Genomic DNA, 25482 nt, shown 5'->3' on the forward strand with positions numbered 1-25482 from the left:
AGGAACACCCAGCTAACACCCAGCTAACTCCCTGTTTGTATGACGGCGGTCGGTCATCACCTACTGACATCCACCTTATGATGCCCTAGCGTGCGGTCTTACAGCACAGGTTCAGCTGGGCTATCCGATCTTATCTCATCAGGACTCGTTCTTCGGAATCTCGTTCAGGCTTGGCACATAATCACCGGCCTTTTTCGGTTTCAGTGTTTTGCTTTCTTCCATAATGCTCGATTTGTTCTGTTGATTCTCGGTCTTGCGCGGTTTATGATGCGGCATGCACAATCACCTCCTGTTCGTAGAATGGGCTTTAAGCCCGGAGGTTATGCCGTTCTGGCACAAAAAGATTGCACTTATAAGGAAAGCCCGGCAATGTGCGTCCATTGCCGGGCTCTTCCTCTTATAGCAAACCGCGTGCTGTGCGGTTTACGAAGCCTAGTATTCAATAACGAGCTGGTGTCTATCGCACCTATGGCCGCCTCGAGCGCCGCTATTCCTTCTTCTGCTCGAGCGCTGCCTTCAGCAGCTCGCCCAGGTTAGAGCCGATCGACTCTTGCTTGCTGTATTGCTGCACGAGCTTCCGTTCCTCGCGCTTGTTGACATGCTTGGCATCCTTTTTCAGCGTCTCCGTAATGCCGCAGCCAAGACACTGCACGAACATGCCGGCCTTACCTTCCTTCAGCTCCATCTTCTTGTGACACTGCGGGCAGCGGCGGTTCGACAGCCGCTTCTCCCCCGAACGCTTGTAGCCGCAATCCTCGCTCGGACAGACCAGCAGCTTGCCGCGCTTCGTCTTCTTCTCAAGGAGCCGCGTGCCGCAATCCGGACAGTGGCTGTGAGACAGATTATGCGGCTTGTATTCGGCATCGCTGCCCTTCACTTCCGTAACCAGCTTGACCGTCATCTCGCGGATGCCCTTCAAGAAGGGCTCCGGTTTGCCTTGCCCCTTCGCGATTTTCTCCAGCTCCGCTTCCCACCGGGCCGTCAGCTGCGGCGTGCGCAGCTCGGGCGCAACGAGCTCGATCAGCTGCTTGCCTTTGCCGGTCGGGTGCAGGGACGATCCCTGGCGCTCAATCGTATCCGAGCTGACCAGCTTCTCGATAATATCGGCGCGTGTCGCCGGTGTGCCGAGTCCGTGCTTCTCCATCTGGGCGAGCAGGGCTGCCTCCGTATAGCGCTTCGGAGGCTGGGTCCGGCCCTGTCTAAGCACACAGCGGGCCACCTTGACCTTCTCGCCCTCGCTCAGCTCAGGCAGCAGCTTGCCGGACGCACTCGCGTGAGGATCGTCGTTCTCCTCGTCCGACTCATCCTCATAATCCCCGCCGTACACTTCACGCCAGCCGCTGTCCTTGACCGTCGTCCCTTTCGCATAGAAGCGCTCGCCTTCAATCTCAACCGTCACCGCCACGTTGTCATAGCGGGCCGGCGGATAGAACAAGCTGATGAAGCGGCGCACGATCAGGTCATACAGCTTGCGTTCATCGGCGGACAGCTGATTGAGCAGCACCGTCTGCTCGGTGGGAATGATGGCATGGTGATCGGTCACCTTGCTGTCATCGACGACCCGCTTGCCAGGATTCAGATTCTTGCGCAGCAATGGACGCGCAAGCGAAGCGTACGGCCCGACGGCGATGCTCGCGAGCCGTTCTTTCAACGTGCTCGTCATGTCCGAGGTCAGATAACGGCTATCCGTGCGTGGATAGGTGACCAGCTTGTGCTGCTCATACAGGCGCTGCAGCACATTCGACGTCTGCTTCGCCGAGAAGCCAAACCGCCGGTTGGCATCCCGCTGCAGTTCGGTCAAATCGTAAGCGAGCGGATGCGGCTCGGTTTTCTCACTCTTTTTCACACTGATGATCGTCCCGGAGCGTCCGTCCAGCTTCTGCTTCAGCTTGGCTGCCTGCTCCTTGTCGAAGATGCGCGCGTCCCCGCCCGCAGCCCGCCAAGAGGCCTCAAAGCTTCCCAGGTCAACCTGCAGCGTCTCGTATTCCTGGGAGCGGAAGCTCGTGATCTCTTTCTCCCGGTCCATGATCATGCCCAGCGTTGGCGTCTGCACCCGTCCGGCCGACAGCTGGGCGTTAAACTTGCACGTAAGCGCACGCGTCACGTTCAGCCCGACCATCCAGTCCGCCTCCGCCCGGCAGCGGGCCGATTCATACAGCCGATCGAACTGATTTCCCGGCTTGAGCGACGCGAAGCCTTCCTTAATCGCCCGGTCGGTCTGGGACGAGATCCACAGCCGCTTGAACGGCTTGTTCCATTTGACCATTTTCAGAATCCAGCGGGCCAGCAGTTCCCCTTCCCGAGCCGCATCCGTGGCGATGATCATCTCCCCGATGTCCTGGCGTTTCATCAGATGCTGCACCGCTTTGAATTGATGGCTCGTTTCGCGCAGCACCTTCAGCCTGGTGTTGTCCGGGAGAATCGGCAGATCCTCCAGCGCCCAGGTCTGATATTTTTTATCATAGTCCTCCGGCTCCGCCAGTCCGACCAGATGGCCCAGCGCCCAGGTTACAACATATTTCGGTCCTTCATAATGGCTCTTATGCTTGTCGCGGCTGCCCATCACTCGCGCAATTTCCTTCGCGACCGAGGGCTTCTCCGCCAGTACCAATACTTTCATGCTTCCTCCCCTTCCTCTGCTGCTTCTATTATAACCTCCCTTCGTTTGTTTCCACAAAACCGTACGTCTGGCAATATCGGTTTCATGAGGGAATGAGGATATCACAGCATGGGAGGCATGACAGTTGGGGGCATGGGGAGTTATGGGGGGGGCATAACAGCGATACTTGAGCAGCCTAACAGCCCCCTTTCCAGCAACCCGGCAGATCCACGCACTCCCCGTCCATGCACGCCAAAGAGGCGGGCACGCGGCCCGCCTCCTCACTCTTCCTTCTGGCTGCTCATTACTCTTCCTTCTGGCTCCGCAGATCCCGGCGCACGTACCGGCCGTGCTCCGGCACCGCCAGCTCGTTGAAATCCCTGGCCAGCCGCTGCAGGGAATCGGTCAGCTCCTGCCCGGCCATCGATACTCCGTGGCCCGTCAGCACGAGCTGCGGGTTCAGATCCGCAAGCCGCCGCACCGAACTGCGAGCTTCATCCCAATCGGGCGTAAAATACATCGGCGGCCCGTGCAGCTCCTTCTCCTGACGGATGACGGCCAGCGCCGATTCCTGCTGCACCGTAATGATCGCATCTCCGGCGATCAGCGCCCGATCCCGCTCGCGGAACAGGGACACATGCCCCGGACTGTGCCCCGGGGTCGGAATCCAGCGCCACTCCGGCAGACCCGGCACACTTCCGTCTGGTGGCAGCGGCAGCACTCGCTCGCCCAGATCGATCGCCTTGTTAGGATAGACCGGAGCGACTCTGGCCATCATGCCGCCCCCGACAGTAGGATCACCGGGAGGGTAATCCTTCAGTCCTGTCACATAGGGCAGCTCGGTCTGATGAATATAAATGTTGACGCCCCAGCGATCCGCCAGCTCCTTCGCATTGCCGACATGATCAAAATGACCGTGTGTCAGCACGATACACACCGGTGGACGGCTGAATCTGCGCTCCGCCTCCTCTGCAATCGACCCCTCGAATTTGCCGATCCCGGTATCCACGAGCACCCAATCGCCCGAACCCGGTGTCCCGACCATCACCACATTGACCATCATGGTGCGCAGGGAGAGAAGATCCTGAGCAGGCTCCTCCGTCTCTACGGCACCTGTCTTTAATATGCTGTGTTCATTCATTGCCGTTTAGCGCCTCCATTCCTCCATTAGCATGCTATGGTAATAACATACCCGTTTTGGCGAAATTCAACATGCGATGGAGGAACAAGCCGCCTTCTATTTCATTGAATGATGTGATACATGCGGTTCAGGTAGCGCCAGCGTGTGACCAGGAAGTACACAATCTGCAGCCCGAGGAAAAAGATAAATATGTTCACGGAATGACCTACGATTGAAAAATCGACCAGCTGCTGCAATCCAACAAAGGCTACCACGGTGTGAATCAAGGCGACCAGCATCGGTAGAAAGAACATCATCACCAGCTGACGGGTAACGATCGTTCGAAGCTCCCGCCGGCTGAGCCCCACCTTGGCGATCATCCTGTACTGCTGCTCGTCTCTTGCCAGGTCGGTATACAGTCTGAAATATACGAAGCTCGCTGCAAACGTAAAGAACACAATCCCGACCAGACCGCTGACGATCAGCAAAATTCCGTTTTGCTGCAGCGCACCTTTCCACTGCAAATATAATGATTTAAGGTAATAGCTGTATTCCCCGCTCTCATTCATCCTGTTCATGATCGTACGGGTAACCTCGCCGGTGTCTTTCCAATCCGGCACAAAAAACGTGTGGTAGGTACTAGAGCTGTATTCCTCCGATGCTGCCACCCAGTCGTACAAACTGTCGGACACCACCAGCATAACGCCATAGGAATCAGGAACGGCGATAAAAGTCTCCGCTTTGATCACATCCACGGCTACCTTCTCATTTCCAGCATCGATTTCCATCTCGCTGAACATCAACCCATTGATTCTGTAATTGTTTTTTTCCGTCACGGTTCCTGGCGTTAATATCCCCTCATCTTCTCCCAGCGTCTCTGCCGGGTAACCTTGGGACTCGACCAGCATGTTGTATTCGCTGAGCTTGATCACCTTGATTCCATTATCCGAGTAAGCGGGGGTAACGCTCCCTTCGCGATAAGCGAATCCGGCCTTATCCAGCTCCTGTCTGACAATCTCCAGATCCTTCTTTCCTCTGTCTGCTTCCTCTTCATAATAACTGTAGGTATACGCATACGGATTCTCCATGGCCGACAAGCCGGGATCCCCAATCGCTAGCGTCGTTCCGATGCCGGTAAAAGCCGATGCCGAGATGACCGACACCAGGAAGAACATCACCGCATTATCCTTCATCCGGTATATAAGCTCAGATATCGTCAGCAGGTTCGTCCGCCGGAAAAAGAATGGCTTTTTGTTCTGCAGATAGCGCATAAGATACACACTGAACTGCGTGAACAGAAAATAAGTCCCGCCAATAACGAGCACCACACCGCCCAGCAGAAGCAGGAATGAGAAGATTTGCAGCACCGAAAATACCATCACCATCCCGTAGCCGGTAACGATCAGCAGCAGGGCCAGCAGCGCCAGCCATGGAGACGCCTTCGGCTGCGGCTTCGGTGCATCCTCCGCTTTCACCAGCGCCAGCAGCGTTCCCTTGCGAAGCATAACCGAGGAAAATCCCGCAATAAGCAAAAATAATATGCTGTAAGACACCGCCGTAATCACAAGCGCTTTAAGGGGGAAATAGAACGGCAGCCCGTTATCTACAGCCATCACCTTGGCGCTGATCAGCAGGATCAGTTTGGCAAACAATAGGCCGGTGCCTAATCCAACTACGATGGCGGCCATCCCGATCAGCATGTTCTCTATGAAGAGCATCCGGTTCAGCTGCTTGCGTGACATGCCGAGAATGAGCAGAATGCCGAATTCTTTTTTTCGGATTTTGATAAAAGCGCCAACCGAGTACAGCAGGAAGAAAAACGAAAATATATAGACGATGTATTGAGCGACGTTCATCCCCATCGTGCCAAGCATGCTTAGCGTGCCGCTAGAGGCGCCGATGCCATCTTCAATCTGCGGGTGGAAGGCGAGCAGCCCGTACACAAAGAAAATCATGACGGAGAAGGCGCTGCTCAGAAAATGGGCAATATAGGTCCTTTTACTGCGGAGGACGTTGTTAACGGCGAATTGGCGAAAATTCATGTCCTTCTCCTCCCAGCAGCGATAACACATTGATAATCTTTTGATAGAAAGCCGGCTGGCTATCACCCCGGGTGATTTCGTTGTACAGCTGGCCGTCCTTGATGAAGATGACCCGGTTGCAGTAGCTTGCTGCCACTGCATCATGGGTGACGAGCAGCATCGTCGCCTGGTCTTCCTTGTTTCGCCGATCCATCATTTCCATGACGTCTCTTGCCGATTTCGAATCCAGATTGCCGGTTGGTTCATCGGCCAGAATCAGCTTCGGACCATGAATCATCGCCCTGGCCACGGCGGTTCGCTGAGCCTGCCCCCCGGATATTTCATAGGTCCGCTTATTCAGAATGGAGACGATGTCCAGCTTCTCTGCCAGTGACTGTACCCTGCGCTCCATCTCGTCCAGTGCGATCCCGTCCAGGGCCAAGGGAAGCAGGATATTCTCCTTCACGGTGAGCGTGTTCAGCAGGTTGAACGATTGGAACACAAACCCAAGCTCCCGCCGCCGGAACATCGCCAGTTGCTCCTCCGAGAGACGGAACGGGTCCTGCTCGCCAATCCGGATCTCGCCAGAGGTCGGACGGTCGATGGTGGAGATCATGTTGAGCAGCGTCGTTTTGCCGCTCCCGGAAGGGCCCATAATCCCGACGAAATCCCCCTCTTGTATACTCAAATTAATATTGCTTAGCGCTTCATGGGATACCGCGCCTTTATAGATTTTGCCTAGATTGCGAACAGACAGCACTTCCATAACGCATACCTCACTTCCTTCATCTTCAACTTCATATGGGTTATGGTCAGTGTACAGCAGACCTGATAGAACTCCTATCGATCACTCTTTCGCGAATCTTACATCGATGTAAGATTACAACAAAAACCGCTCGGCTCCCAACCGAAGGCTGCGATCACAAGCGGCAAGTGCTTCTATCATCTTTTAATTTTCCCACAATTTTATATTCCCATGTATATCCTGCAGGATCAGAACAGCAGCCTCACCGTCGTTCCCGCTCCAGGTTCAGACTCCAGCTCGATGCGGTGATTCATCTTGCGAACAACCTCTGCCACGAGATACAGTCCCATCCCGGTGGATTCCTTCAGCTGTCTGCCGTTTTCCCCGGTGTAGAACGGATCGAACACTCTGTTCATATCTGACTTGGGAATCCCGATTCCCTGGTCGGCAACCTCCAGCATCACATGCCGGCCATCCTCGGTCCGGCTTGCGGCGATCCTTACTTTTCCCCCGCTGCCCGCTGAATACTTGATGGCATTGGACAGCAGCTGGAGCATGACAAAATAAAGCCACTTCGCATCACTCTCCACGGTCAATTCAGAATCGATCCGCAGTTCAGGATACACATGACTATGGATAAAATAACGCTTGTTCTCGTTGACCGCATCCACAACAAGCCGATACAGCTCAACCTGCTCCACGCTGAAATCCTGTTCAAATGTCTCCAGCCGGGACATATAGAGCACCATATCCAGCCCGCGCCGAATCCGGTCGGATTCCTCCGAAATGCTCCTGAAGGCCTCGTTGTCGTCCTCCTGCGTGATCATCTCAATCACGGACAGCGGGGTCTTCATCTGGTGCACCCACCGGTTCATGAAAATGAGATGCTCCCTCCTCTGGCGCTCCCAATCCTCCAGCATATTGCGGTACTGCCGATACTGCTCCTCCATCCGTTCACCCAGCGCCCCCGGCAGCGGCGAGGATTCATGACGCTTGATCGACTCCTCCAGCGAATGGATCGGCTGAGACAACCGCTCATAGAACGCCCGGTGACTGTAGAACCTGTAAGCCAAATATCCGCCGAATACCGATAATCCCAGCAGGACAGCGTAAGCAGCCGTAACAGGATCATCATAGCCGTCATACCAGAACACAAGCAGAACGACCAGGAGCTGAACCAGCGTAAATAGAATCAGAGGCACATGCTCTCGCCAGAACAGCTTGTTCATCGCGCTGGCCCCCATCCTTTGTTCAGCCGGTATCCGGAGCCTCGCACCGTCTCCAGCGCACCCTCGATCCCAAGCTCGGCCAGCCTTTTACGCACCCGGTTAATGTTCACGCTCAGCGTGTTGTCATCCACGAACGCATCGTCCCACAGCTTCTCCAGAATCGTCTCCCGGCTTACAATCCGCGGACTGCGGCTAAGCAGCGTCTCCAGCAATATGGTCTCTTTCTTGGTCAGGGCTATGGTACGGTCATCGAGCGAAAGCTCCATCCGCTCCGGGTATAGCACCAGCCCGTCCAGCTCCACCGTCCGCTCCCCGGACGTGGCGGCATAATCGCCGTACACTCTTCGGAGCTGGCTGTGGATTTTGGCAATCACCAGGTCATAATGAAACGGCTTCGTAATATAATCATCAGCCCCGTTCTCCAGTGCCCGAAGCTGATCCGGAGCGCCGCTGCGCGCCGAGATGAAAATGATCGGACAGGTCGATACAAGCCGGATTTGGCGGCACCAGTAATAACCGTCGAAGCTGGGCAGATTGACATCGAGCAGCACGAGATGCGGCATCAGCTCCTGAAACTGCTCCAGCACCTGTTCATAATCCTGAACCACAATGCCTTCATTCCCGTATCGCTCAATATGCGATTTGAGCAATGAGGCCAGCTTGGGGTCATCCTCGACGATCATAATTTTGTACATCCGGCTCCCTCCATTTCTGCTCAGGCATATACATGATCTGTCTTGTCTAGCTCTGGCATCCACCTGCCAAAGCCGCCAGCGTTCATGCGCCGTTACAAATTCATAACGATGGCCGCTTCAAAATAGTTTTCCCCTTCCGGCGAGTTCCCCTTGAAATAGATCGTCCCCGCTTCAACCCCAGAGCGCTCGATGTGCAGCACATCGTTCATCTTGGCCTCGTGATGGTACGTGATCCTGAATCCTGTAACGTCTCCCTGCTCAAGCTCCCCGGGCTGCAGGGCGTCAAAGCATAAATCGGCGTAACGGGCGTTATTAAGATGTCCATTGCTGTCGATTCCACTGTAGCGAACCGTGTGCGTGTACGCTTCTTCCAAGACGGCCTCGTCAGGCACGATCTTCTTATCCGGCGGAGGGCCAGCCGACTCGGCATGTACGGGAACCTCATATGGAAAAGCGGACGGACGCAAAATTTTGCGCTTGCGAATATCCACCAAAGCCCACACCGAACGGGCACTCCCGATTTCATCCCCGCGCTCGTTCAGCCATCTGTAATCGCGCTGCCACAGCGCGCTCTTGGCCCCGCGGCTCCAGGTTGCCACCTGCAGCGTCTCTCCATATTGCGGGATGACATCCATCCCGGCATCCATCGTGATCAGCATCCAGCCCATGTCCTGTGCCAGCATCTGCTCACGGCTGACCCCAAGCGCCTCCACATGGGCATCGGCTGCTTGCTGCATCAGACTTAGCAGAGAAGACCACCTGCACTTTGAGCGATAATCCACATCGTCCGAGGTAATATTGAATGTTCCAATCCAGCGTTCGATATTCATCCCTTCATCTCCTTATCAGCAGTAATTCTATCTTATCAAACGCCTTGTCCGTTCCAAAGCGCCGGGCTCTCCGGTCGCTACGACCGGCATTTCCCCTGTACCTGAATACACGCTATAATTAAAATATTACCCGGCCTGAAAGGTGAGGACAATCATGCAGCTTAGCATTATGGACGAGCTTCAGCTTCAATATCGAAACCTTTCCCAGAAGGAAAAGGAAATCGCGGATTATGTCATCCTTCATAAGAACTCTATTCAAAATATTAACATTCGCGAGCTGGCCGAGCTTACCCGTTCCTCGACGGCAACCGTGACCCGTTTCTGCCGGAAGATCAACTGCGAAAGCTTCGTTGATTTTAAAATCCGGCTGGGCCGAGAAATTGAAAAACCGGTCGATGATAGCAGCAGCTTCTCCAAAGTCCGCAACCTGTATAACGATATCGTTAACTCGACCGCGGATCTGATCCAGCAGGAGAGCATTGAGCAGATTGCCGCCCTTATTAAAGGCGCTCATCGCGTTCAGGTATATGGACTCGGCAGTTCCGGCCTGTCAGCGCTGGAATTCAAGTATCGTCTTATGCGCATGAACATCTCGATTGATGCCATCACCGACTCACACCTGATGATTATGAGCGCTTCTCTGCTTAGCGAGAACGATCTGATCATCGGCTTGTCCAATTCCGGACGAACCCAGGAAGTCATTGATGCGATGGCCGTAGGGAAGAAGAACGGCGCCAGGACGGTCAGCATTACGAACTATGACCACACGCCGCTAACGGATATATCCGATGTGTCGCTGTTTACGCCCAGCCGCAACCGCGCTGGCGACGAGCACTTCATCAACAGTCAATTGGCCATCATTTATGTGCTTGATGTCATTACGATGCTGCTGCTGGATGATCCCGAGCTGCTGCATAACCGCGAGAACACCCTCCAGGCGTTGTACCGGAAGGGCAAATATGAGGGCCTGTCCAAAGATACATAGCATAGCTGAAACGTGGCAGCGTCCGTATGACAGGCTCAGCCTCGAAGTCTTGCTTATGTTTAGTGCAGGCGTCATCTGTATAAGAAAGAGGGTGCGCCTCTCCATCACCCTCGTGATTTCGAAGTCACACCCTGCTGGATCAAGTATTCAGATGCTCTACGAACCGTGCCGTAATCTGCTGCGGCCGCGTGATGGCTCCGCCCACAACGACGCTGTAGGCGCCGAGCTCAAGACAGCGCTTGGCCATGTCCGGCGTCAGTATGTTGCCTTCCGCGATGACGGGGAGCTGAACAGCCTGCAGCATATTTTTCATAATTTCAAAATCATGATCGTATACCTTCTGACCCTGGCTTGCAGCCGTATAGCCAACAAGCGTTGTGCCCACCATATCAAAGCCCAGCTTCTCGGCCTCCTCCGCTTCCTCGACTGTAGATACATCAGCCATCAGCAGCTGGTCAGGATACTTGGCCCGGATCTGCTGCATCAGCTCACCCAGCGTCAGCCCGCCAGGCCGCAGACTAGAAGTGGCATCGAGTGCAATAATCTCCGCCTTCGCTTCCACAAGCTCCTCAATTTCCTTCATGGTAGGTGTAATGTACACTTCGGAATCCGGATAATCCCGTTTCACAATGCCGATGACCGGCAGCTGCACCTGCGACTTGATCTCTATAATATCCGCCGCCGTGTTGGCCCGGATGCCGGACGCCCCTCCCTGGAGCGCCGCCAGTGCCATTCTCCCCATAATAAAGGAGCTGTGCAGCGGCTCGTTCTCTAGCGCCTGACATGAGACAATGAGTTTATGCTTAATCCCCAGCTGTTCCAATCTGTCAGTTCTGTCTGTTCTGTCTGTGTTCCCCATGTTTTATGACTCTCCCATATATTCTTCGATTTCATTCTTAATGATGGTAACCTGTGGGCCATATATAATCTGGACGCCGTTGCCTTTGACGATGACCGCTTTGGCACCGGTGCTCTTCAGCTGATCCTCCTGCACGCCGTCCACCTGAAACACCGAGACACGAAGGCGTGTCGCGCAGCAGTCCAGATCCTTGATATTGTCCTTTCCGCCTAGGCCGGCAAGGACCGCCGCTGCTCTCTGCTCCCCTTCGGATGCTTCGCTGGCGCCTGCGCTTCCCGCTCCGGAATTTCCGCCAGCTTCCGTCTCATCCTCACGGCCCGGTGTTTTCAGCTTGAATTTCACAATGATGAAGCGGAAGGTGAAATAGTACAGGCAGAACCATACGGCACCGATAACCGGAACGATCATCCAGTTCGTTTTGTCCTGACCTTGAAGCACCCCGAACAGAATGAAGTCAATGAGACCGCCCGAGAACGTCTGGCCAATCGTAATTTCAAAGATGTGGGCCAGCATAAAGGCCAGGCCGTCGAAGAATGCGTGAATGACATACAGAAACGGCGCGATGAACAGGAACGAAAATTCAAGCGGCTCGGTGATCCCTGTAAGGAAGGATGTCAGTGCCGCTGACAGCATCAGACCGAACACCTTCTTCTTGTTCTCCGGCTTGGCTGTATGATAGATCGCAAGCGCTGCCCCGATCAGCCCGAACATCATCGTAATGAAGCGGCCGGACATGAAGCGCGAGGTTCCGCTAAAGAACTGCTGCGTGCTCGGATCTGCGAGCTGGGCGAAAAAGATCTTCTGCGTTCCTTCCACCAGCTGACCGGATACTTCCATCGATCCGCCAAGTCCTGTCGTCCAGAATGGCATGTAGAAAATATGATGCAGCCCCAGCGGGCCGAGCAGGCGCAGAATAAAGCCGTATAGCAATGTTCCGATATACCCGGTAGCTTCAACCAGCCCGCCTGCCTGGAAAATGACCGATTGAATCGGCGGCCAGATGAAGTACATCGCCACGCCGACGAAGATCGCTGCAAATGACGTCACAATCGGAATGAAGCGTGACCCGCCAAAAAATCCGAGGAACTGCGGCAGTTGTATTTTGTTATAGCGATTATGAAATATCGAAGTGACCAAACCGATGACCACACCGCCGAATACACCGGTTTCAAGCGTTTGTATGCCGAGAATCATCCCCTGGCCGACAGATGACAGATCATCCGCAGCGAGATTGCCTGTGATGACCAGCATCGCATTGACTGTGGCATTCATGACCAGATAGGCAAGACCTGCAGCCAGACCGGCAGTCCCCTTGTCGGCTCTCGCAAGGCCAACGGCTACCCCGATGGCAAACAGCAGGGCCAGGTTGGCAAACACGATATTGCCGGCGCTGCTCATAATGGTGAATACGTTTTGGAGCCAAGGCACATCCAAGAACGGATACGTGCTTACCGTATTGGGATTCGACAGCGCTCCGCCAATCCCAAGCAGCAATCCGGCTGCCGGAAGAACAGCAATCGGGAGCATAAATGACTTGCCGAATCGCTGCGCTTTTTCAAAGAAGTTATTCATGATTTTGCGCCCCTTTCTCCTTTAAGAAAACTATTTTCATACAAATATATATTATGAAATCTATTTTCGTCAATGCTTATGTTATGTATTATTTTTACTATCTTTTGGACCTTGATATGTTCAAGATTCCATATTGATCCTTACGAAATCAACACTTTAGGTAACTGTTCTGTTTAAAAGTTGGTGCTTTGGTTAATAGTAAGGCACAAACAACTATAACTTATACGAGGTGATAAACATGGGTTTTCTTTGGTCATTAATTGTCGGCGGGATTATCGGTTGGCTTGCGGGATTGATTATGGGAAGAGACATCCCGGGAGGAATTATCGGCAACATTATTGCTGGATTTATCGGGGCATGGCTGGGTAGCCTGCTGCTTGGCACATGGGGGCCGGTCATCGGAGATTTCTACATTATTCCGGCGTTGATCGGTGCGGTCGTTCTGGTCTTTATCGTCAGCCTGGTGATGGGCTCGATGAGACGTGGCCGATCCTAAAGCGGATCACATGACAGCTGGACAGCAAGAAGCTTAGCGTCGTTTGGCCGGACTCCGACGAGGTTCATGTCATCCGTACCTGGTCCGGGTATAGCGGATGTCCGGTTGGGCGATGCAGGAAACCGCCGTGGGACCGGCGTCTCATACCGCAAGGCTCAGCCGAGTCCGGTGTGGACACGCTTGCCATCACATGCGGTCAGATGAAGCATACAGGGTGTCAGAAGCCAGATCTTGGCTTCTGACACCCTGTTTTGCTAGCCTTTCTTGCACCGCGCGCAGCTCCTGACGCGCAATGTTTCGCTGTATGGGCGGCGGCGACTGAACCGCATGCCCGAAGGTGTTCGTCCATCCCTCTTCATGCATTGCCAGCATCGCGCTGGTCAGTTTAGAGGCAATCTGTTCTTCTTGGCATATTGGCCCCAGTGTGGGTGCCGTCCATCGATGTCACGAATGCCGTATTCCACGGACAAGTCCCAGCTTGTCAGCGCTTGCCCGCTCTTCTCGGCTACCTTCGGGTCTGCGGCCAGCGCAGCCACTGCCTGTGCCACAAAATACGGCGTCTCTGACTCTATGAAATGAGCTTCCTTGGCTACCGCATCGCGCCAGTTGTCCTCTTTGACGCCGAAATAATCAAGCATCTGCTCCGATCTCAGGAAGCCCGGCGTTACCGCCACGGCGGTCACGCCATAAGGGCGAAGCTCCGCGGCCATCGCTTCAGCCAAATGAATCGCCGAAATTTTGGCCAAGCTGTAATAAAGATTGCCCCGGTAATTATAGGTGGAGCCGTCCGTCATTTCGATGACCAAACCGCTTCCCCGCTCTACCATGAGCGGAACCCCGTAATAACTTGTAATCATATGCGCGTGCACGGCTCTCTTCTGCATAAGCAGGCCATCGGATAGAAACTGCTCCCAGAACGGAATATTCCAATGGGTCAGATGCTCGCCGCCCCATATGTCATTCACAAGGATATCCAGCTGCCCGTTCTGCTCGGCCTTGACACGCTCAAACAGTGCCTGAACCTGCTCCTCGTCCGTATGATCACATTGAACCGGAATGCCAATGCCTCCGCGCTCGGACACCTGTTCGGCTGTCTCCTCAATCGTCTCCGGACGCTTCAGGTCCGATTGCTGTCCGCGTATGCTGCGGCCGGTGCAATACACCGTTGCGCCCGCAGCGCCAAGCATGACGGCAATCGCCCTTCCCGCTCCCCGTGTCGAGCCGGCTACGACAGCGACTTTGCCGGCCAGCGGTTGCGCTGATGCAGCGCTACCGCCAGATCTCTCGTGATTCGGCTGGTCTTTATTCATAATTTCGTCCTCCATGTGCTCAAAATTTTATATGATCGAACTCCATCTTATCCGGTATATATGACATCTGCTGTCTTATATAAATGCTACAATAACTAGTATTCAGTTAATATGAGCTAGTATCCACTAGTATTCGGAATTCGAGGTGACCTTATGAGAGCAGACCGGCTGTTATCGATCCTGTTCATGCTGCAAAACGGCGGAAAGAAAACAACAAAATATCTGGCCGAGCAGCTGGAAGTATCTGAACGAACGATCATTCGGGATATGGAAAGTTTAAGCATGGCGGGGATCCCCGTATATGCCGAAAGAGGCGCCGCCGGAGGCTGGCTCCTTGAGGAAAGCTACCGCACCAATCTGACCGGCATGACTCCTGAGGAATTGTTGACCTTGCTTCTGTCCGGGCAAAGCCAGCTTATGGAGGAGCTCGGGATTGGCAAACAGCTGGATGCGGCATACCAGAAGCTGCTGGCTGCATCGCCCCGTTCCGTTCGTCAGGATGCCGAGATGATCCGGCAGAAGGTTCATATTGACGGAGCGGGCTGGCACAGCGTCCATGAGCCACTGCCCTGTCTCCCTGTCGTTCAGGAGGCGGTGTGGGCAGACCGGCAGCTGTCCTTTCGGTATCATAAAGGAGAAGATCTGGTAGAGCGGCATGTGTCGCCTCTGGGGCTGGTCGCCAAGCGCAGCACGTGGTATTTGGTGGCCGAATCGGCAGGAGAGCTCCGAACGTACCGGATATCCAGAATGGTCGATGCGTCGATCTCGGACGAGCTGTGTACACGGCCTCCCGGTTTCGATCTTGCCGCGTATTGGGAGCACTCCGTGCAGCAGTTCAAGCAGCAGCTCCCCCGTTATCCGGCCATGGTCAGGTTGACCACTGGACAGCTGAGCCGCCTGCAGCGGGAACGTTATATCCATACCATCCGCCATGACAGCTCTGGCGAGATGCCAGGCTGGACTGTCGCTCATATGGAATTCAACACGCTGGAATCGGCGGTGTTCATTGTGCTCGGCTGCGGTCCAGAAGCCGAGGTGCTCCAGCCGCCGGAGCTGCGGGAACAGGTCAGCGCAACCGCCAAAGCCATATGGCAGGTATATGCCCCATCGCCATCGCATCACAATGCAGAAGAAATCTGAACATCGAGCGGATATGCCGATACAGACAAACGGCCTCGAAGTCTGCTTGACTGCAGACTTCGAGGCCGGTGCTTCGTTGAGACCATCCCGATTATGAAATGACGTATTCCTCCGTGCGGACCGGAGTTACAATGAGGTATCCAGCGGTCTCAGCTGCGCTTCAATCTCTTCCCGCTTCGGTTCCAGGAAAGGCGGAAGTGCCAGCGACTCGCCCAGGTGCTCCAGCGGCTCGTCCGTGTCGAAGCCGGGCCCGTCTGTCGCCAGTTCGAACAAAATCCCGTTGGGCTCCCGGAAATAGAGGGAACGGAAGTAGAAGCGGTCCACATAGCCTGAATGGGCAAAGCCCGCCGCTGTAATCTGCTGAATCCACTGGCGCAGCTCCTCTTCATCCTCGGTGCGAAACGCAACATGATGCACACCGCCCCGGCCGAGACGTTCCTGTGGCAGGTCGGTCCGCTCCTCGATATGAACCTCGGCGCCGGTCCCGCCTTCTCCGGTCTCATACACGACGATATCCGGCTGGCCCTCAACCTGTGAAGGATACTGGCCTGCATGCCGGAAGCCCATCAGCTCGGTCAGCACACGCACGGTCTGCTTCGCATTCGGTACCGTCAGCTGGACAGGTCCCAGCCCGATGATGCTGTATTCGGCAGGAACCGGACTCTTATCCCACGGCACACCGCCGGCGACGCCGCTATTGTGCTCATCCGATACGAGTATGATCCGCTGTCCCTCGAAATCCCGGAATGCCAGCGTCCACCGCCCTGCACGCTCCAAGATCTCTTCACGCTCCACACCGTATTCGTCCAGCCGTTCCTTCCAATATTCCAGAGCACGGTCGCTTGGCACGCGAAGCGAGGTCGCCGAGATGCTATTGTTCCCTTCCCGCGTGCGTCCGGCCATCGGAAGCTCGAAGAAGGTGAACTCGGTCCCCGGACTGCCCAGCTCATCGCCGTAAAACAAATGATACACGGAAGGATCATCCTGATTCACCGTCTTCTTGACCAGACGAAGTCCTAATATTCGGGTATAAAAATCAACGTTGCGGCGAGCATCTGCCGTAATCGCGGATACGTGGTGAATGCCTTTAAATTGCATGATGTTATTCCTCCACCTTCTATAGACTGGCGGCGATTTCAGGCTGCCACTGTTTCCTGCCTGGATCGCCAATGCCGAATTTGCCGTACGGATGACCATGATCAGCCATACATCATCAGCTTGCCCTTCTTGAGCGTTCTTGATGGGTGCAGCGTGGCTGGAAATGCGATGAATCTGTCGTATGACGGTAAAGCCGCAGCTTCACACCATGATCGTCTATCTAGTCCGACGCTTCGTTCATGTTTCACCCTCAGTTTAAACTCGTTTCGTTCGAGCGTCAAGTCTTAATATTAAGATTCTTAATATATAAAAAAGAGTCCCCCGTCCATCGGACAAAGAACTCCGTATCCTCGTGACCCTCTCTATATCCACCAGCGGCCCACCGGCCCCGCCTTGCTGTACTATACCGCTTCCTCTCGAAATTCCGAAGGTGTCTTTCCGGTTATTTTCTTGAATACTTGTGTAAAATATTTCGGGTCCTGATAGCCTACCATCGGGGCCACCTGGTACACTTTGACATCCGAATGAAGCAGAATCGTCTTCGCTTTCTCAATTCGGCATTCCGTTAAATACTCCAGAAACGTATACCCTGTCGTCTGCTTGAACAGCGTGCAGAAATGGCTGATGCTCAGGTCGGCGAGCTCGGCGACCTCTTCCATGCTGAGATCCTTGTAATAATGCTCTTCCATGTATGCTTTGGCCTTGTCGATGACAAATTGGACTTTGTCTTTCGGCTGGCCTGCTCGGCTGGCTGACATCCAGCTCCCGAATTTATCCTTGATGACCTCGATGGATGCTGCTAAAGTTCCCGAAGCATGCAGATCCTGCAAAAGTCCCTCCAGCGACCACTCAAACGGGACCTGCATGAACTCGAACTGGCGATACAGCACCACACTCATCTCAACCAGAAGCCGCTCCGCGCTTTCCTTGCTGTATGCAGACTGCTCGATGTAAGCCCTGGTCTCATCAAAAAGCGCCAGCAGACGTTCCTTCTGCAATGTCCGGACGCTCTCCACCATCTGCTCCTCCAGATGCTTCGGATACCGGGCCTCCCCGCCCAGCTGCGCATCGGGTTCGGCCAGTACCGTGAACACGCCGCCCTCCCCTGAATAAAAGCGGCGATAAAGCGCGCGGACCGCTTGCTCATACGCGGTGCCGAGGCGATCAATGCCCTTCATAGCCGGGCTGAAGCCGACGGAGCACGACAGCTTCGTATGCTGCCGGATCACCTGCACAAGCTGCTGCCCTACCTCCTCTTGCCGTTCAGCCGGAATGTCCGGGAACAGCAGCACCCATTCCCCGCTGCGAAACGGAAACACCGTCAGCACATCATGAACAAGCGACCATTCCTCCACAATGTTGCGGACGGCAAACAGCCACAGCCGCTTCTCATCCATCGTCCACTGCTCGTTCAGCTTCAAATAGTGATCCAGCTGCACCACCGCCATCGTATAAGCATTGGCCAGCTCGCTGCTCTCCAGCCACTGCATATGCTGCAGCGGACTGCCGCTCCCTTCGATGAACTCGGTGAACATCCGCTCGCGAGCCAGCAGCGACAGCACCTTGATGGAATGATGCATCTTGTCGTCTTGTGCCTGCTGATCCAGCGTTTTCACCGCCTTCATGATCGTCTCGGTCAGCTCGTCATGATCAATCGGTTTGAGCAGATAATCAAACGCGCCTTCCCGAAGCGCTTCCCTTGCATATTCAAATTCACCGTAACCGCTGATGAAAATAATGAGCCGCCGCCGGTCATCCGCCATCAATTCCTTCATGAGCGTGATGCCGTCCTTTCCCGGCATGCGGATATCGCTGATGATGATATGCGGCGACATCGCCCGCGCCACCTGCAGCGCCTCGTCGCCGTTCCGGGCTTCCCCCGCGACCTCCAGGTCAAGCTCCTCCCAAGGAATGGCCGCCCGTAAACTGCGCAGAATGATCGGCTCGTCATCCACCAGCATCACCCTGTATTTTCCGTTCGGTTCTCCCATGCCATAGCCCTCCCTATTCCCCCGCAGCCGAGCTGCGTCTCAGCTCCCAGTACTGCAGCGATGTCTGCTGAATCTGCTCCAGCGCCGATCCGGCCGTAAGCCGCCCGCCTAGCAGGTCCTCCACCACTTTCAAGAACGTTTTCTTCACTTCCGGCGACAAAATGTTATCGTACGGAACAAAGCTGTCCGGCGTGCTCTCCATCAGCTCAATCACCTGTGCAAACACCGGTCCCGTCCGATCCGGGTCGAACTCAACCTTCATCGAAGGGATGCGCATCGCTTCATAGACGAGCCGGCTTTGCACCTCCGTTGTATAGACCATCTTCAGCAGCTCATAGGCCGCCTCCCGCTTGGCCTCGTCGAGGTCGGAAGATAAGCCGATGCCAATCGTATAGCCGCCAGCGACGGAGGCGGGACGGTTCGCGCTCATGGCCGGAAACGGAATGACCCCAACCTCATTCTGAAATTCAGGATAATGTTCACTGCGGAATAAACCAATGTCCCAGTTTCCGTTCACATACATCGCCGCTTGCCCTGAAGTGAACAATTGAATGGCCTCCTCCGTGGACAGATCGTTCGAATTCGGACTGAAGGCCTCTTCCTCGATCCATCTCTCCAGATGACGGAAGGCCTGCTCGTAAGACCTGTTCTGAAAGCTAACGTCCGCTCGTCCCTGAATTAATGCCTCGATCATCTCCGGTCCCGCATAGCGATCCATCAAATAATGGGCAAAAATCCCGCCAGGCCACCGGTCCTCGTTCCCAAGCGCAAACGGAATGTAGCCCCGATCCTTAAGGATGCGGACAGTCTGGTTCAGCTCCTCCAGCGTTCCGGGAGGCGTCAGGCCAAGCCGGCGAAAAATCGTTCTATTATAATAGATCGGCTCGGCGTTCCCTTCAAAAGGCAGCCCATAGACCCGATTATCAAACGTCCACAGATGCAAATCCCTGAACTTCTCCCCCATCCCGCTTGCCGCCAGAAACGACGTTAAATCCATCAGCCGGTTCGATCGAACATAAGGCTCGATCTCCGCGCCCCCGAACAATACAAACATATCCGGAGGCGTGCCGGTCACCATCTCGCTCTTAAGCTTCTGTTCCCGGTGAATCGTCTGGTCCATTCCTTCAAAGCTGATTTTGACATTCGGATGCGCAGCCTGATAGTCCTCTACGATATCTTCAAAAATGTCCAGGACCTGCTTATCATGTTCCTTGTTCCAGAAGTGCCGGAAGGTCAGCGTAATTTTCTCCTCCTGCACCGCTTCGAGCGGCTCCTGGTTCTGTATCGTGACCCACAGGACGGAGAGCGCGAGCAGAGCGGCATAACCTAATACCCATCCCCAATTCCAGAACCCTCTCATGTTCACGCCCCCCTTCTAGGTCAGCAATTTCGGCAAGCGAAGCCGGATCGTCGAGCCGCATCCGCTTGCCGAGCAGATCATAATGCCATAACGGCTGCCAAAGCGGATTTTCAGCCGTTCGTGCACATTTTTAAGACCGACGCCGTTCTCGCGATATTTCTTCATCTGCGACGGTTCCTTGTCCCATAGCATAAGCAGCGTTTCCTGACTGAAGCCCGGGCCGTTGTCGGTAATGTCAACAACGATATCCGTCTCCTCCTCCATCACCTTGATGGAGATAAAGCCGGTACGGTCCATCGGCTCAATACCGTGGTATAAAGCGTTTTCAACGACGGGCTGGACAATCAGCTTCTGCGTGACATAATGCCTGAGATGCTCCGGCAGTTCAATCGCATAGTCGAATTTGTCCTCGAACCGGAACTTCTGGATGCGCATATAGTGACGCACATGCTCCAGCTCCATGCTGAGCGGAATCAGCTCATGATTCTCACTGATGCTGATCCGCAGCAGCTTGCCGAGGGAAACGACCATTCTGCTAATATCCTTGTTTCCCTGAAGTACGGCCATGGAGTTGATCGATTCGAGTGAATTGTATATAAAATGCGGATTGATCTGCGCCACCAGCGCCTGCAGCTCCGCCTCCTTCTTCCGGGCCTGCTCGGTCTGCACCTGTCCGATCAGCTCCTGAATCTGCGAGCTCATCCGGTTGAAGCCATCGATCAGCAGATCCGTCTCATCGTCTGCCGGACGGTGGGAGGAAATCGGGGAGAAGATGCCCTGCTTCACCCGCTTCATCCCATTCACCGCGCTGATGATGCTACGCACCATCCGGCGCACGAAGAAGCGGTCGAACAGAAAGGCCGACCCGAGCGAAACCGCACCGAGCAGAAGCGCAATGTTGCGAATCGGCGCCGATTCCGAGGAAATGAGCCGGCTCGGCGTAATCGCCACCAGGAACCAATCCTTATGATGGGAGGGCAGATAGGTGATCAGCGATTTTTCGTTCAAATAATTGTCGACGTAATATCCCTTTCCATTGTCCTGCTCCTGGGTCAGAAAAGGAAACGCCGCCCGATTCCCAATATGCTCCCCCGACTTGTTGAATACAACCTTCCCCTGCTTGTTCACCAGCAGGATGTCCCCCTGCTTCAAGGTCTGGGCCTCCCAGAACACCTGATCCAGCAGATCGGGCTTCACATAGATGACCACGGTCCCGATATCCTCCAGCGAGTCATAATCTTTAATGATCCGCGCCTGAACCAGTGCCATCGTCCCCGTCTCGGCCGAGCCGTTCTCCCCCGGGCCGACCCATACCGGTCTGCCTTCGGCCTCCCGCACCTTCCCATACCAGTCCTGCTCCCGCAGCTCCTGCATGCCAAGCGCATCATCGGTGTGGTATACAAGCCGCTCGTTCGAATAAAAGGCAAATGAAGCAATCATCGGATGATTGATCAGATTGTTGATCTCCTGCCTGCGATCATAGGTGATCGCATATTCCGGCTGCTTCAGCATCTGCTGCACCGATTGCTGCGTAATCGCCGAATTGGAGATCGTCGTAATTTCGCTTAGCGCAAACTTCAGCTTCCGGTCCGTCTCAAGCAGCGAGACCCAGTAGAAATGGCTCGATTTTTTCTCTATCGTATCCGAGAAGCTGTAGTAGGACACGCCCCCCATGACAATGACCGGAATGAAGACGAGAAGAATAATAGCAAGCAAAATTTTTCGGCGGAGTTTCATCGTGGTTCCCCCTTCGCTTCCTATAACTATTATTCTTCGCGTTTCCTCTATTCTCCTAGCATCTGGCCGCAGATGCCGCTAACTTTTTATCGCTCCCGAGGTCAGGCCGGCAATGACCCAGCGGCTGAACAGCAGAAACACAATCAGCAGCGGCAGCGTCGCGGTGAAGGTGGCTGACATGATCATCCCGTAATCGAGCCCATCCTTGTTCGTGAACAGCTGCTGCAGCGCGATCTGGATCGTGTAGTTCTCCCGGTTCTTCAGCACCACGAGCGGCCAGAAGAAGTCGTTCCATACATTCATGAAATTGAGGATGCCCAGCGTAGCCATCGCCGGCGTCACGACCGGAATCGCGATATTCCAGAAAATCCGAAAATGCCCGCCGCCGTCAATGCGCCCCGCTTCAATCAGCTCGGAATGCACCGCGGAGGCGATGTACTGCCTCATCCAGAAGATGCCGAAGGCGTTCACCATCGCCGGAACGATCAGCGCCTTGTAGCTGTCGATCCACTGCAGCTTGGCCATAATGACATACTGCGGCAGCACCCCCAGCTGAACAGGGACGAGCATCGTAGCAATAACAAACACAAACAGCGTCTTCTTCAAAGGGAATTCATACTTCGCAAACGCATAGCCCGCGAGCGTGCACAGGAATACAACCGACAGCGTCACCGAGGTGGACACCACCACCGAGTTCAGCAGCGCCCGGAAGAAGTCGGTCCGCTCCAGCACCCGTGCAAAGTTGTTGAAGAACTCCAGCCCCGGGGTCAGCAGCGGCGGAATTTGAAACGCGGCATCCTTGCCATTGGTCGCCACCACGAACATCCAATAGAACGGAAAGATCGAAATCAGGGCTCCGAGGACCAGGAAAAAATAAAACAGAATTCTGGAAATGATGCCCGGTTCATCCGGTTTTTTTCGACGTAATGCTAGTGAGCTCATGCTTTACCCCTTCCTGTCTCTCCGCCCATCCGGCTGGACAGCATCATGTTCAGGACGGAGAAGATGATCGTCGCGATAAACAGCAGCACTGCCGTGGCGGCTGCGGTGCCGAAGAAACCGTTCTTGAACGCTTCGTTATACAGATAGGTCACCATCGTAACCCCTTCCTGCCGCGTGGAGCCTGTGCCCGACTGGCCGAGGAAGACGTACGGCTCGGTGAACAATTGAAGCGCCCCGATCGTGGACACCAGCGTCACGAACAGAATGAACGGCCGCAGGAGCGGCAGCGTGATGTAGATCAGCTGCTGACGGCGGCTGGCCCCGTCGATTTTGGCCGCTTCATAGATATCGGTCGGGATGCTCTGCAGCCCGGACAGAAAAATAATCGCGTTATATCCCATCCATCTCCACATGACCATGGTGGAAATGGCGATTTTGACACCCCACCAGCCGGAATTGAACGGGACACTTTCCATGCCGAAGCTGTTCAGCATCCAGTTCACCATGCCGTTGTTGCCGAACATCGTGCTGAACACCAGGGTGACCGCTACAATCGAGGTGATATTCGGCATGAAATAAAGGATGCGGAACGTATTCTTGAATTTGTTCAGCGCCGAGTGAAGCATCACGGCAACAAACAGCGCCACGATGAGCTGCGGCACGGTTCCCATGAGCGCCATGAGCAGCGTGTTGCCAAAGGCAATCCAGAAGGTCGGATCACCAGTCACAAGCTCATAGTTTCGGAAGCCGACGTACTGCATCGGCCCGAGCGCGTCCCATTTGAAGAAGGACAGATAGATCGTGAACACGATCGGGTATAACCCGAATATGGCAAACAAAAGAAAAAACGGGGAAATAAACGTATACGCCGTAAGGCGGCTTCGCCTTGTCTCGGTCATGAAGCGGCGTTTCCCCGGCGCGGGCTCGGACCGCTTGGCTGTAGCTGTCTCAGCCATGGATGCACCTCCAGGTTCAAGAGTAAATCCGAACCCGGACCGAGAGCGCCAACACCTGGCACCCCCTGTCCCGGATTCGGACCATATGGCAAACGTAATTTAATGGATAGATCAAGCAATGGGAACGCGATCTCCCGGCCGGACCTGAACCTGCGGTTCTGACCGGATTCGAGGCTCACGATGGATCACCGAAGCCGGGTCAGCGCGATTCATGGACAGAGCGCGAAGTTCTTATCCTGTCCAGGGCCAGGTACCGCTCCGCTGAGTAGCACATGCGCTATGGGTGTTCTTGGGCTGTGGCCCAGTTCTCCTCAGGCAATCAGCCTAGCTGCGTTCTACCAGCGTCTTGATCTGCTGAATGGCGCTCTCCCATTCTTTTTGCGGATCGGCTTTTTTCTCAAGCACGTTTTTGAGCGCATTCTTGATGATTGTATCCGTCTGGTCATGCAGCGGCCCATAGTAGACCGGTTTGACCCGCTCGGCGGATTTCGCATAAGCTTCGGAGATGACCTGCCCGCCGAAGAACTCATCCTGATCCTCCTTGAAGGCCGGCTCGCTGTACACCGCTGGAATCGACGGGAACAGACCGCTTTCTTTAAAGGATTTCAGCTGATTCTCCTGACTGACCAGCCAGGCGATAAAGTCGTACGCCTCTTGCGGATGTTTGCCTTCCTTCGGCAATGTCAGGAAGGAGCCACCCCAGTTGCCTGCACCTTCCGGAAGCTGGGCGATCTTCCACTTGCCTGCGCTGTCCTCGGCATTTCGGATCGTGCCTGCAATCCAGGCCGGGCCGAGCATGACGCCGAACTCACCGTCATTGATCGCTTTCTGCCATTCCGGAGACCACAGCGTCCAGTTGCCGATCCAGCCTTCCTGGATGCCTTTGACCGTAAAGTCGTACGCCTTTCTGACCTGCGGGTTCGTGTCCCCGACAAAGCTGCCGTCTTCCTTGCTGAAATAAATCTGGTCTGCCGACTGGTCCCGCACACCGTTGTACACCAGGTCTGTCAGATCAGCAAACGGCTTGCCTGTCTTGCCCTTGAAATCGTTCGCTACCGCGGCGAATTTATCCCAAGTATCAATCGCGGCGCTAAATGCGTCAGGATCGGTTGGCAATCCCGCCTGCTCCGCCAGGTCGGTGCGGTAATACACGACGGTCGGGCCGATGTCTGTCGGCAAACCGAGCTGGAACGCACCATCCACCGAGGTCGCCTGCTGCCATTTCCAGTCGAGGTAGTTGCCCTCGATGTCCTTGGCGCCAAGATCGTACAGGTTATGGAATTTGTCCTGGTTGTTGATAAAGCGCTCCATGAATGCGATTTCAAGCATAAAGATATCCGGTGCACCCGAGCCGGCGGACAACGCTGTGGTCAGATTGTTGTGGTGTGCTGTCTGGTCGGATGTATTCTGGAACTTAATCGTGATGTTGGGATGCTCTTTCGTATATTCCTTCGCCAGCTCCTCATAGTTGGTCGTACCGAGTGACCAGAAGGAGAGCTCTATCTTTTTCCCGGCATCGGCTCCGCCGTTGCTGCTGTTCGAATCGGTACCCGGTGAATCCCCTTCTCCCGTACTTGTTCCCCCTCCGCCGCTGCAGGCAGCCAGCGAGGCGATCATCAGGATGCTGATCAGCATGATGCTCCACGCTTTGAATCTGTTCATGCTTATACCCCTTTCGAAATTGTCATTTTTCACCTTTAAGTCTAAAGAAAGTGACATCCGATGTTGAGGAGGCAATCTTCCGATTTATGGTTGAATTTATTATGATTACCGATTGGATCTGTCTGTTCTCGCCTG

The 25482-nt window shown here is 54.7% G+C and carries 21 protein-coding genes; 3 read left to right on the plus strand and 18 right to left on the minus strand.

All coding sequences use genetic code 11. The annotated features are described in order from the left end of the window. Positions 1 to 138 precede the first annotated feature (138 nt). The 8 genes from MKX64_RS05950 to MKX64_RS05985 all read right to left on the minus strand — a co-directional run bounded on the left by MKX64_RS05950 (position 139) and on the right by MKX64_RS05985 (position 9239). Positions 139 to 276 (minus strand): hypothetical protein, encoded by a 138-nt coding sequence (locus tag MKX64_RS05950; protein WP_176475592.1) that lies wholly within the window; start codon positions 274 to 276, stop codon positions 139 to 141. Positions 277 to 487: 211 nt separating this feature from the next. Then, the gene (locus MKX64_RS05955; RefSeq protein WP_095267159.1) at positions 488 to 2620 is read right to left on the minus strand and encodes a DNA topoisomerase III; all 2133 of its coding nucleotides are present in this window, start codon (positions 2618 to 2620) and stop codon (positions 488 to 490) included. A 283-nt stretch (positions 2621 to 2903) separates the two neighbouring features. Continuing rightward, positions 2904 to 3740 carry an MBL fold metallo-hydrolase gene (locus MKX64_RS05960; RefSeq protein ID WP_095267158.1) on the minus strand — a complete coding sequence of 279 codons (837 nt, stop codon included), beginning with the start codon at positions 3738 to 3740 and terminating at the stop codon, positions 2904 to 2906. Between the two features lie 101 nt (positions 3741 to 3841). Continuing rightward, complete coding sequence (locus MKX64_RS05965) at positions 3842 to 5761, minus strand: ABC transporter permease (RefSeq protein ID WP_095398632.1); 1920 nt, start codon at positions 5759 to 5761, stop codon at positions 3842 to 3844. Next, the gene (locus MKX64_RS05970) at positions 5736 to 6506 is read right to left on the minus strand and encodes an ABC transporter ATP-binding protein (protein ID WP_095398631.1); all 771 of its coding nucleotides are present in this window, start codon (positions 6504 to 6506) and stop codon (positions 5736 to 5738) included. Before MKX64_RS05970 ends, MKX64_RS05965 begins: the two co-directional genes overlap by 26 nt. 227 nt (positions 6507 to 6733) lie before the next feature. Continuing rightward, a complete protein-coding gene (locus MKX64_RS05975) occupies positions 6734 to 7714 on the minus strand; it encodes a sensor histidine kinase (RefSeq protein ID WP_095398630.1) in 981 nt (326 codons plus the stop codon). Next, on the minus strand, positions 7711 to 8409 hold the full coding sequence (locus MKX64_RS05980; RefSeq protein ID WP_095398629.1) for a response regulator transcription factor: 699 nt from the start codon (positions 8407 to 8409) through the stop codon (positions 7711 to 7713). Before MKX64_RS05980 ends, MKX64_RS05975 begins: the two co-directional genes overlap by 4 nt. A 92-nt stretch (positions 8410 to 8501) precedes the next feature. Continuing rightward, the gene (locus MKX64_RS05985) at positions 8502 to 9239 is read right to left on the minus strand and encodes an acyl-[acyl-carrier-protein] thioesterase (RefSeq protein WP_341035511.1); all 738 of its coding nucleotides are present in this window, start codon (positions 9237 to 9239) and stop codon (positions 8502 to 8504) included. Positions 9240 to 9393: 154 nt separating this feature from the next. On the opposite strand from MKX64_RS05985, the gene MKX64_RS05990 reads away from it, so the two are divergent. Beyond that, complete coding sequence (locus MKX64_RS05990) at positions 9394 to 10224, plus strand: MurR/RpiR family transcriptional regulator (RefSeq protein ID WP_095398627.1); 831 nt, start codon at positions 9394 to 9396, stop codon at positions 10222 to 10224. A 139-nt stretch (positions 10225 to 10363) separates the two neighbouring features. On the opposite strand, the gene MKX64_RS05995 is transcribed toward MKX64_RS05990, so the two are convergent. Further along, the gene (locus MKX64_RS05995; protein WP_095267151.1) at positions 10364 to 11083 is read right to left on the minus strand and encodes an N-acetylmannosamine-6-phosphate 2-epimerase; all 720 of its coding nucleotides are present in this window, start codon (positions 11081 to 11083) and stop codon (positions 10364 to 10366) included. A gap of 3 nt (positions 11084 to 11086) precedes the next feature. Then, positions 11087 to 12655: a glucose-specific PTS transporter subunit IIBC gene (gene ptsG, locus MKX64_RS06000; RefSeq protein WP_095398626.1), complete on the minus strand. Its 1569-nt coding sequence runs from the start codon at positions 12653 to 12655 to the stop codon at positions 11087 to 11089. Between the two features lie 238 nt (positions 12656 to 12893). Between ptsG and MKX64_RS06005 the strand changes: the two genes are divergently transcribed. Further along, positions 12894 to 13151, plus strand: coding sequence for a GlsB/YeaQ/YmgE family stress response membrane protein (locus MKX64_RS06005; RefSeq protein ID WP_095267149.1), 258 nt, complete (start codon positions 12894 to 12896; stop codon positions 13149 to 13151). Positions 13152 to 13531: 380 nt separating this feature from the next. Here MKX64_RS06005 and MKX64_RS06010 read toward each other — a convergent pair whose 3' ends face one another. Next, the gene (locus tag MKX64_RS06010; protein ID WP_095398624.1) at positions 13532 to 14461 is read right to left on the minus strand and encodes an SDR family oxidoreductase; all 930 of its coding nucleotides are present in this window, start codon (positions 14459 to 14461) and stop codon (positions 13532 to 13534) included. Positions 14462 to 14614: 153 nt separating this feature from the next. On the opposite strand from MKX64_RS06010, the gene MKX64_RS06015 reads away from it, so the two are divergent. Further along, positions 14615 to 15601, plus strand: coding sequence for a helix-turn-helix transcriptional regulator (locus MKX64_RS06015; RefSeq protein WP_095398623.1), 987 nt, complete (start codon positions 14615 to 14617; stop codon positions 15599 to 15601). Positions 15602 to 15727: 126 nt separating this feature from the next. Here the strand turns inward: MKX64_RS06015 and MKX64_RS06020 are convergent, their stop codons facing one another. The 7 genes from MKX64_RS06020 to MKX64_RS06050 form a co-directional block, all read right to left on the minus strand. Further along, the gene (locus MKX64_RS06020) at positions 15728 to 16699 is read right to left on the minus strand and encodes a ring-cleaving dioxygenase (protein ID WP_095398622.1); all 972 of its coding nucleotides are present in this window, start codon (positions 16697 to 16699) and stop codon (positions 15728 to 15730) included. Positions 16700 to 17100: 401 nt separating this feature from the next. After that, the gene (locus MKX64_RS06025) at positions 17101 to 18690 is read right to left on the minus strand and encodes a response regulator (protein WP_095267146.1); all 1590 of its coding nucleotides are present in this window, start codon (positions 18688 to 18690) and stop codon (positions 17101 to 17103) included. Between the two features lie 13 nt (positions 18691 to 18703). After that, a complete protein-coding gene (locus MKX64_RS06030) occupies positions 18704 to 20050 on the minus strand; it encodes an ABC transporter substrate-binding protein (protein ID WP_095398621.1) in 1347 nt (448 codons plus the stop codon). A gap of 15 nt (positions 20051 to 20065) precedes the next feature. Further along, complete coding sequence (locus MKX64_RS06035; RefSeq protein WP_095398620.1) at positions 20066 to 21787, minus strand: sensor histidine kinase; 1722 nt, start codon at positions 21785 to 21787, stop codon at positions 20066 to 20068. Positions 21788 to 21865: 78 nt separating this feature from the next. Next, positions 21866 to 22729: a carbohydrate ABC transporter permease gene (locus MKX64_RS06040; protein ID WP_095267143.1), complete on the minus strand. Its 864-nt coding sequence runs from the start codon at positions 22727 to 22729 to the stop codon at positions 21866 to 21868. Next, complete coding sequence (locus MKX64_RS06045; RefSeq protein ID WP_095267142.1) at positions 22726 to 23685, minus strand: carbohydrate ABC transporter permease; 960 nt, start codon at positions 23683 to 23685, stop codon at positions 22726 to 22728. The genes MKX64_RS06040 and MKX64_RS06045 overlap by 4 nt, the downstream gene beginning before the upstream one ends. A gap of 324 nt (positions 23686 to 24009) precedes the next feature. Continuing rightward, positions 24010 to 25347 carry an ABC transporter substrate-binding protein gene (locus tag MKX64_RS06050; RefSeq protein ID WP_095398619.1) on the minus strand — a complete coding sequence of 446 codons (1338 nt, stop codon included), beginning with the start codon at positions 25345 to 25347 and terminating at the stop codon, positions 24010 to 24012. Between the last annotated feature and the right edge of the window lie 135 nt (positions 25348 to 25482).

Origin of the sequence: Paenibacillus sp. FSL M8-0334 (genome assembly GCF_038000405.1) — a bacterium.
Classification (GTDB): Bacteria; Bacillota; Bacilli; order Paenibacillales; family Paenibacillaceae; genus Paenibacillus_AQ; species Paenibacillus_AQ campinasensis.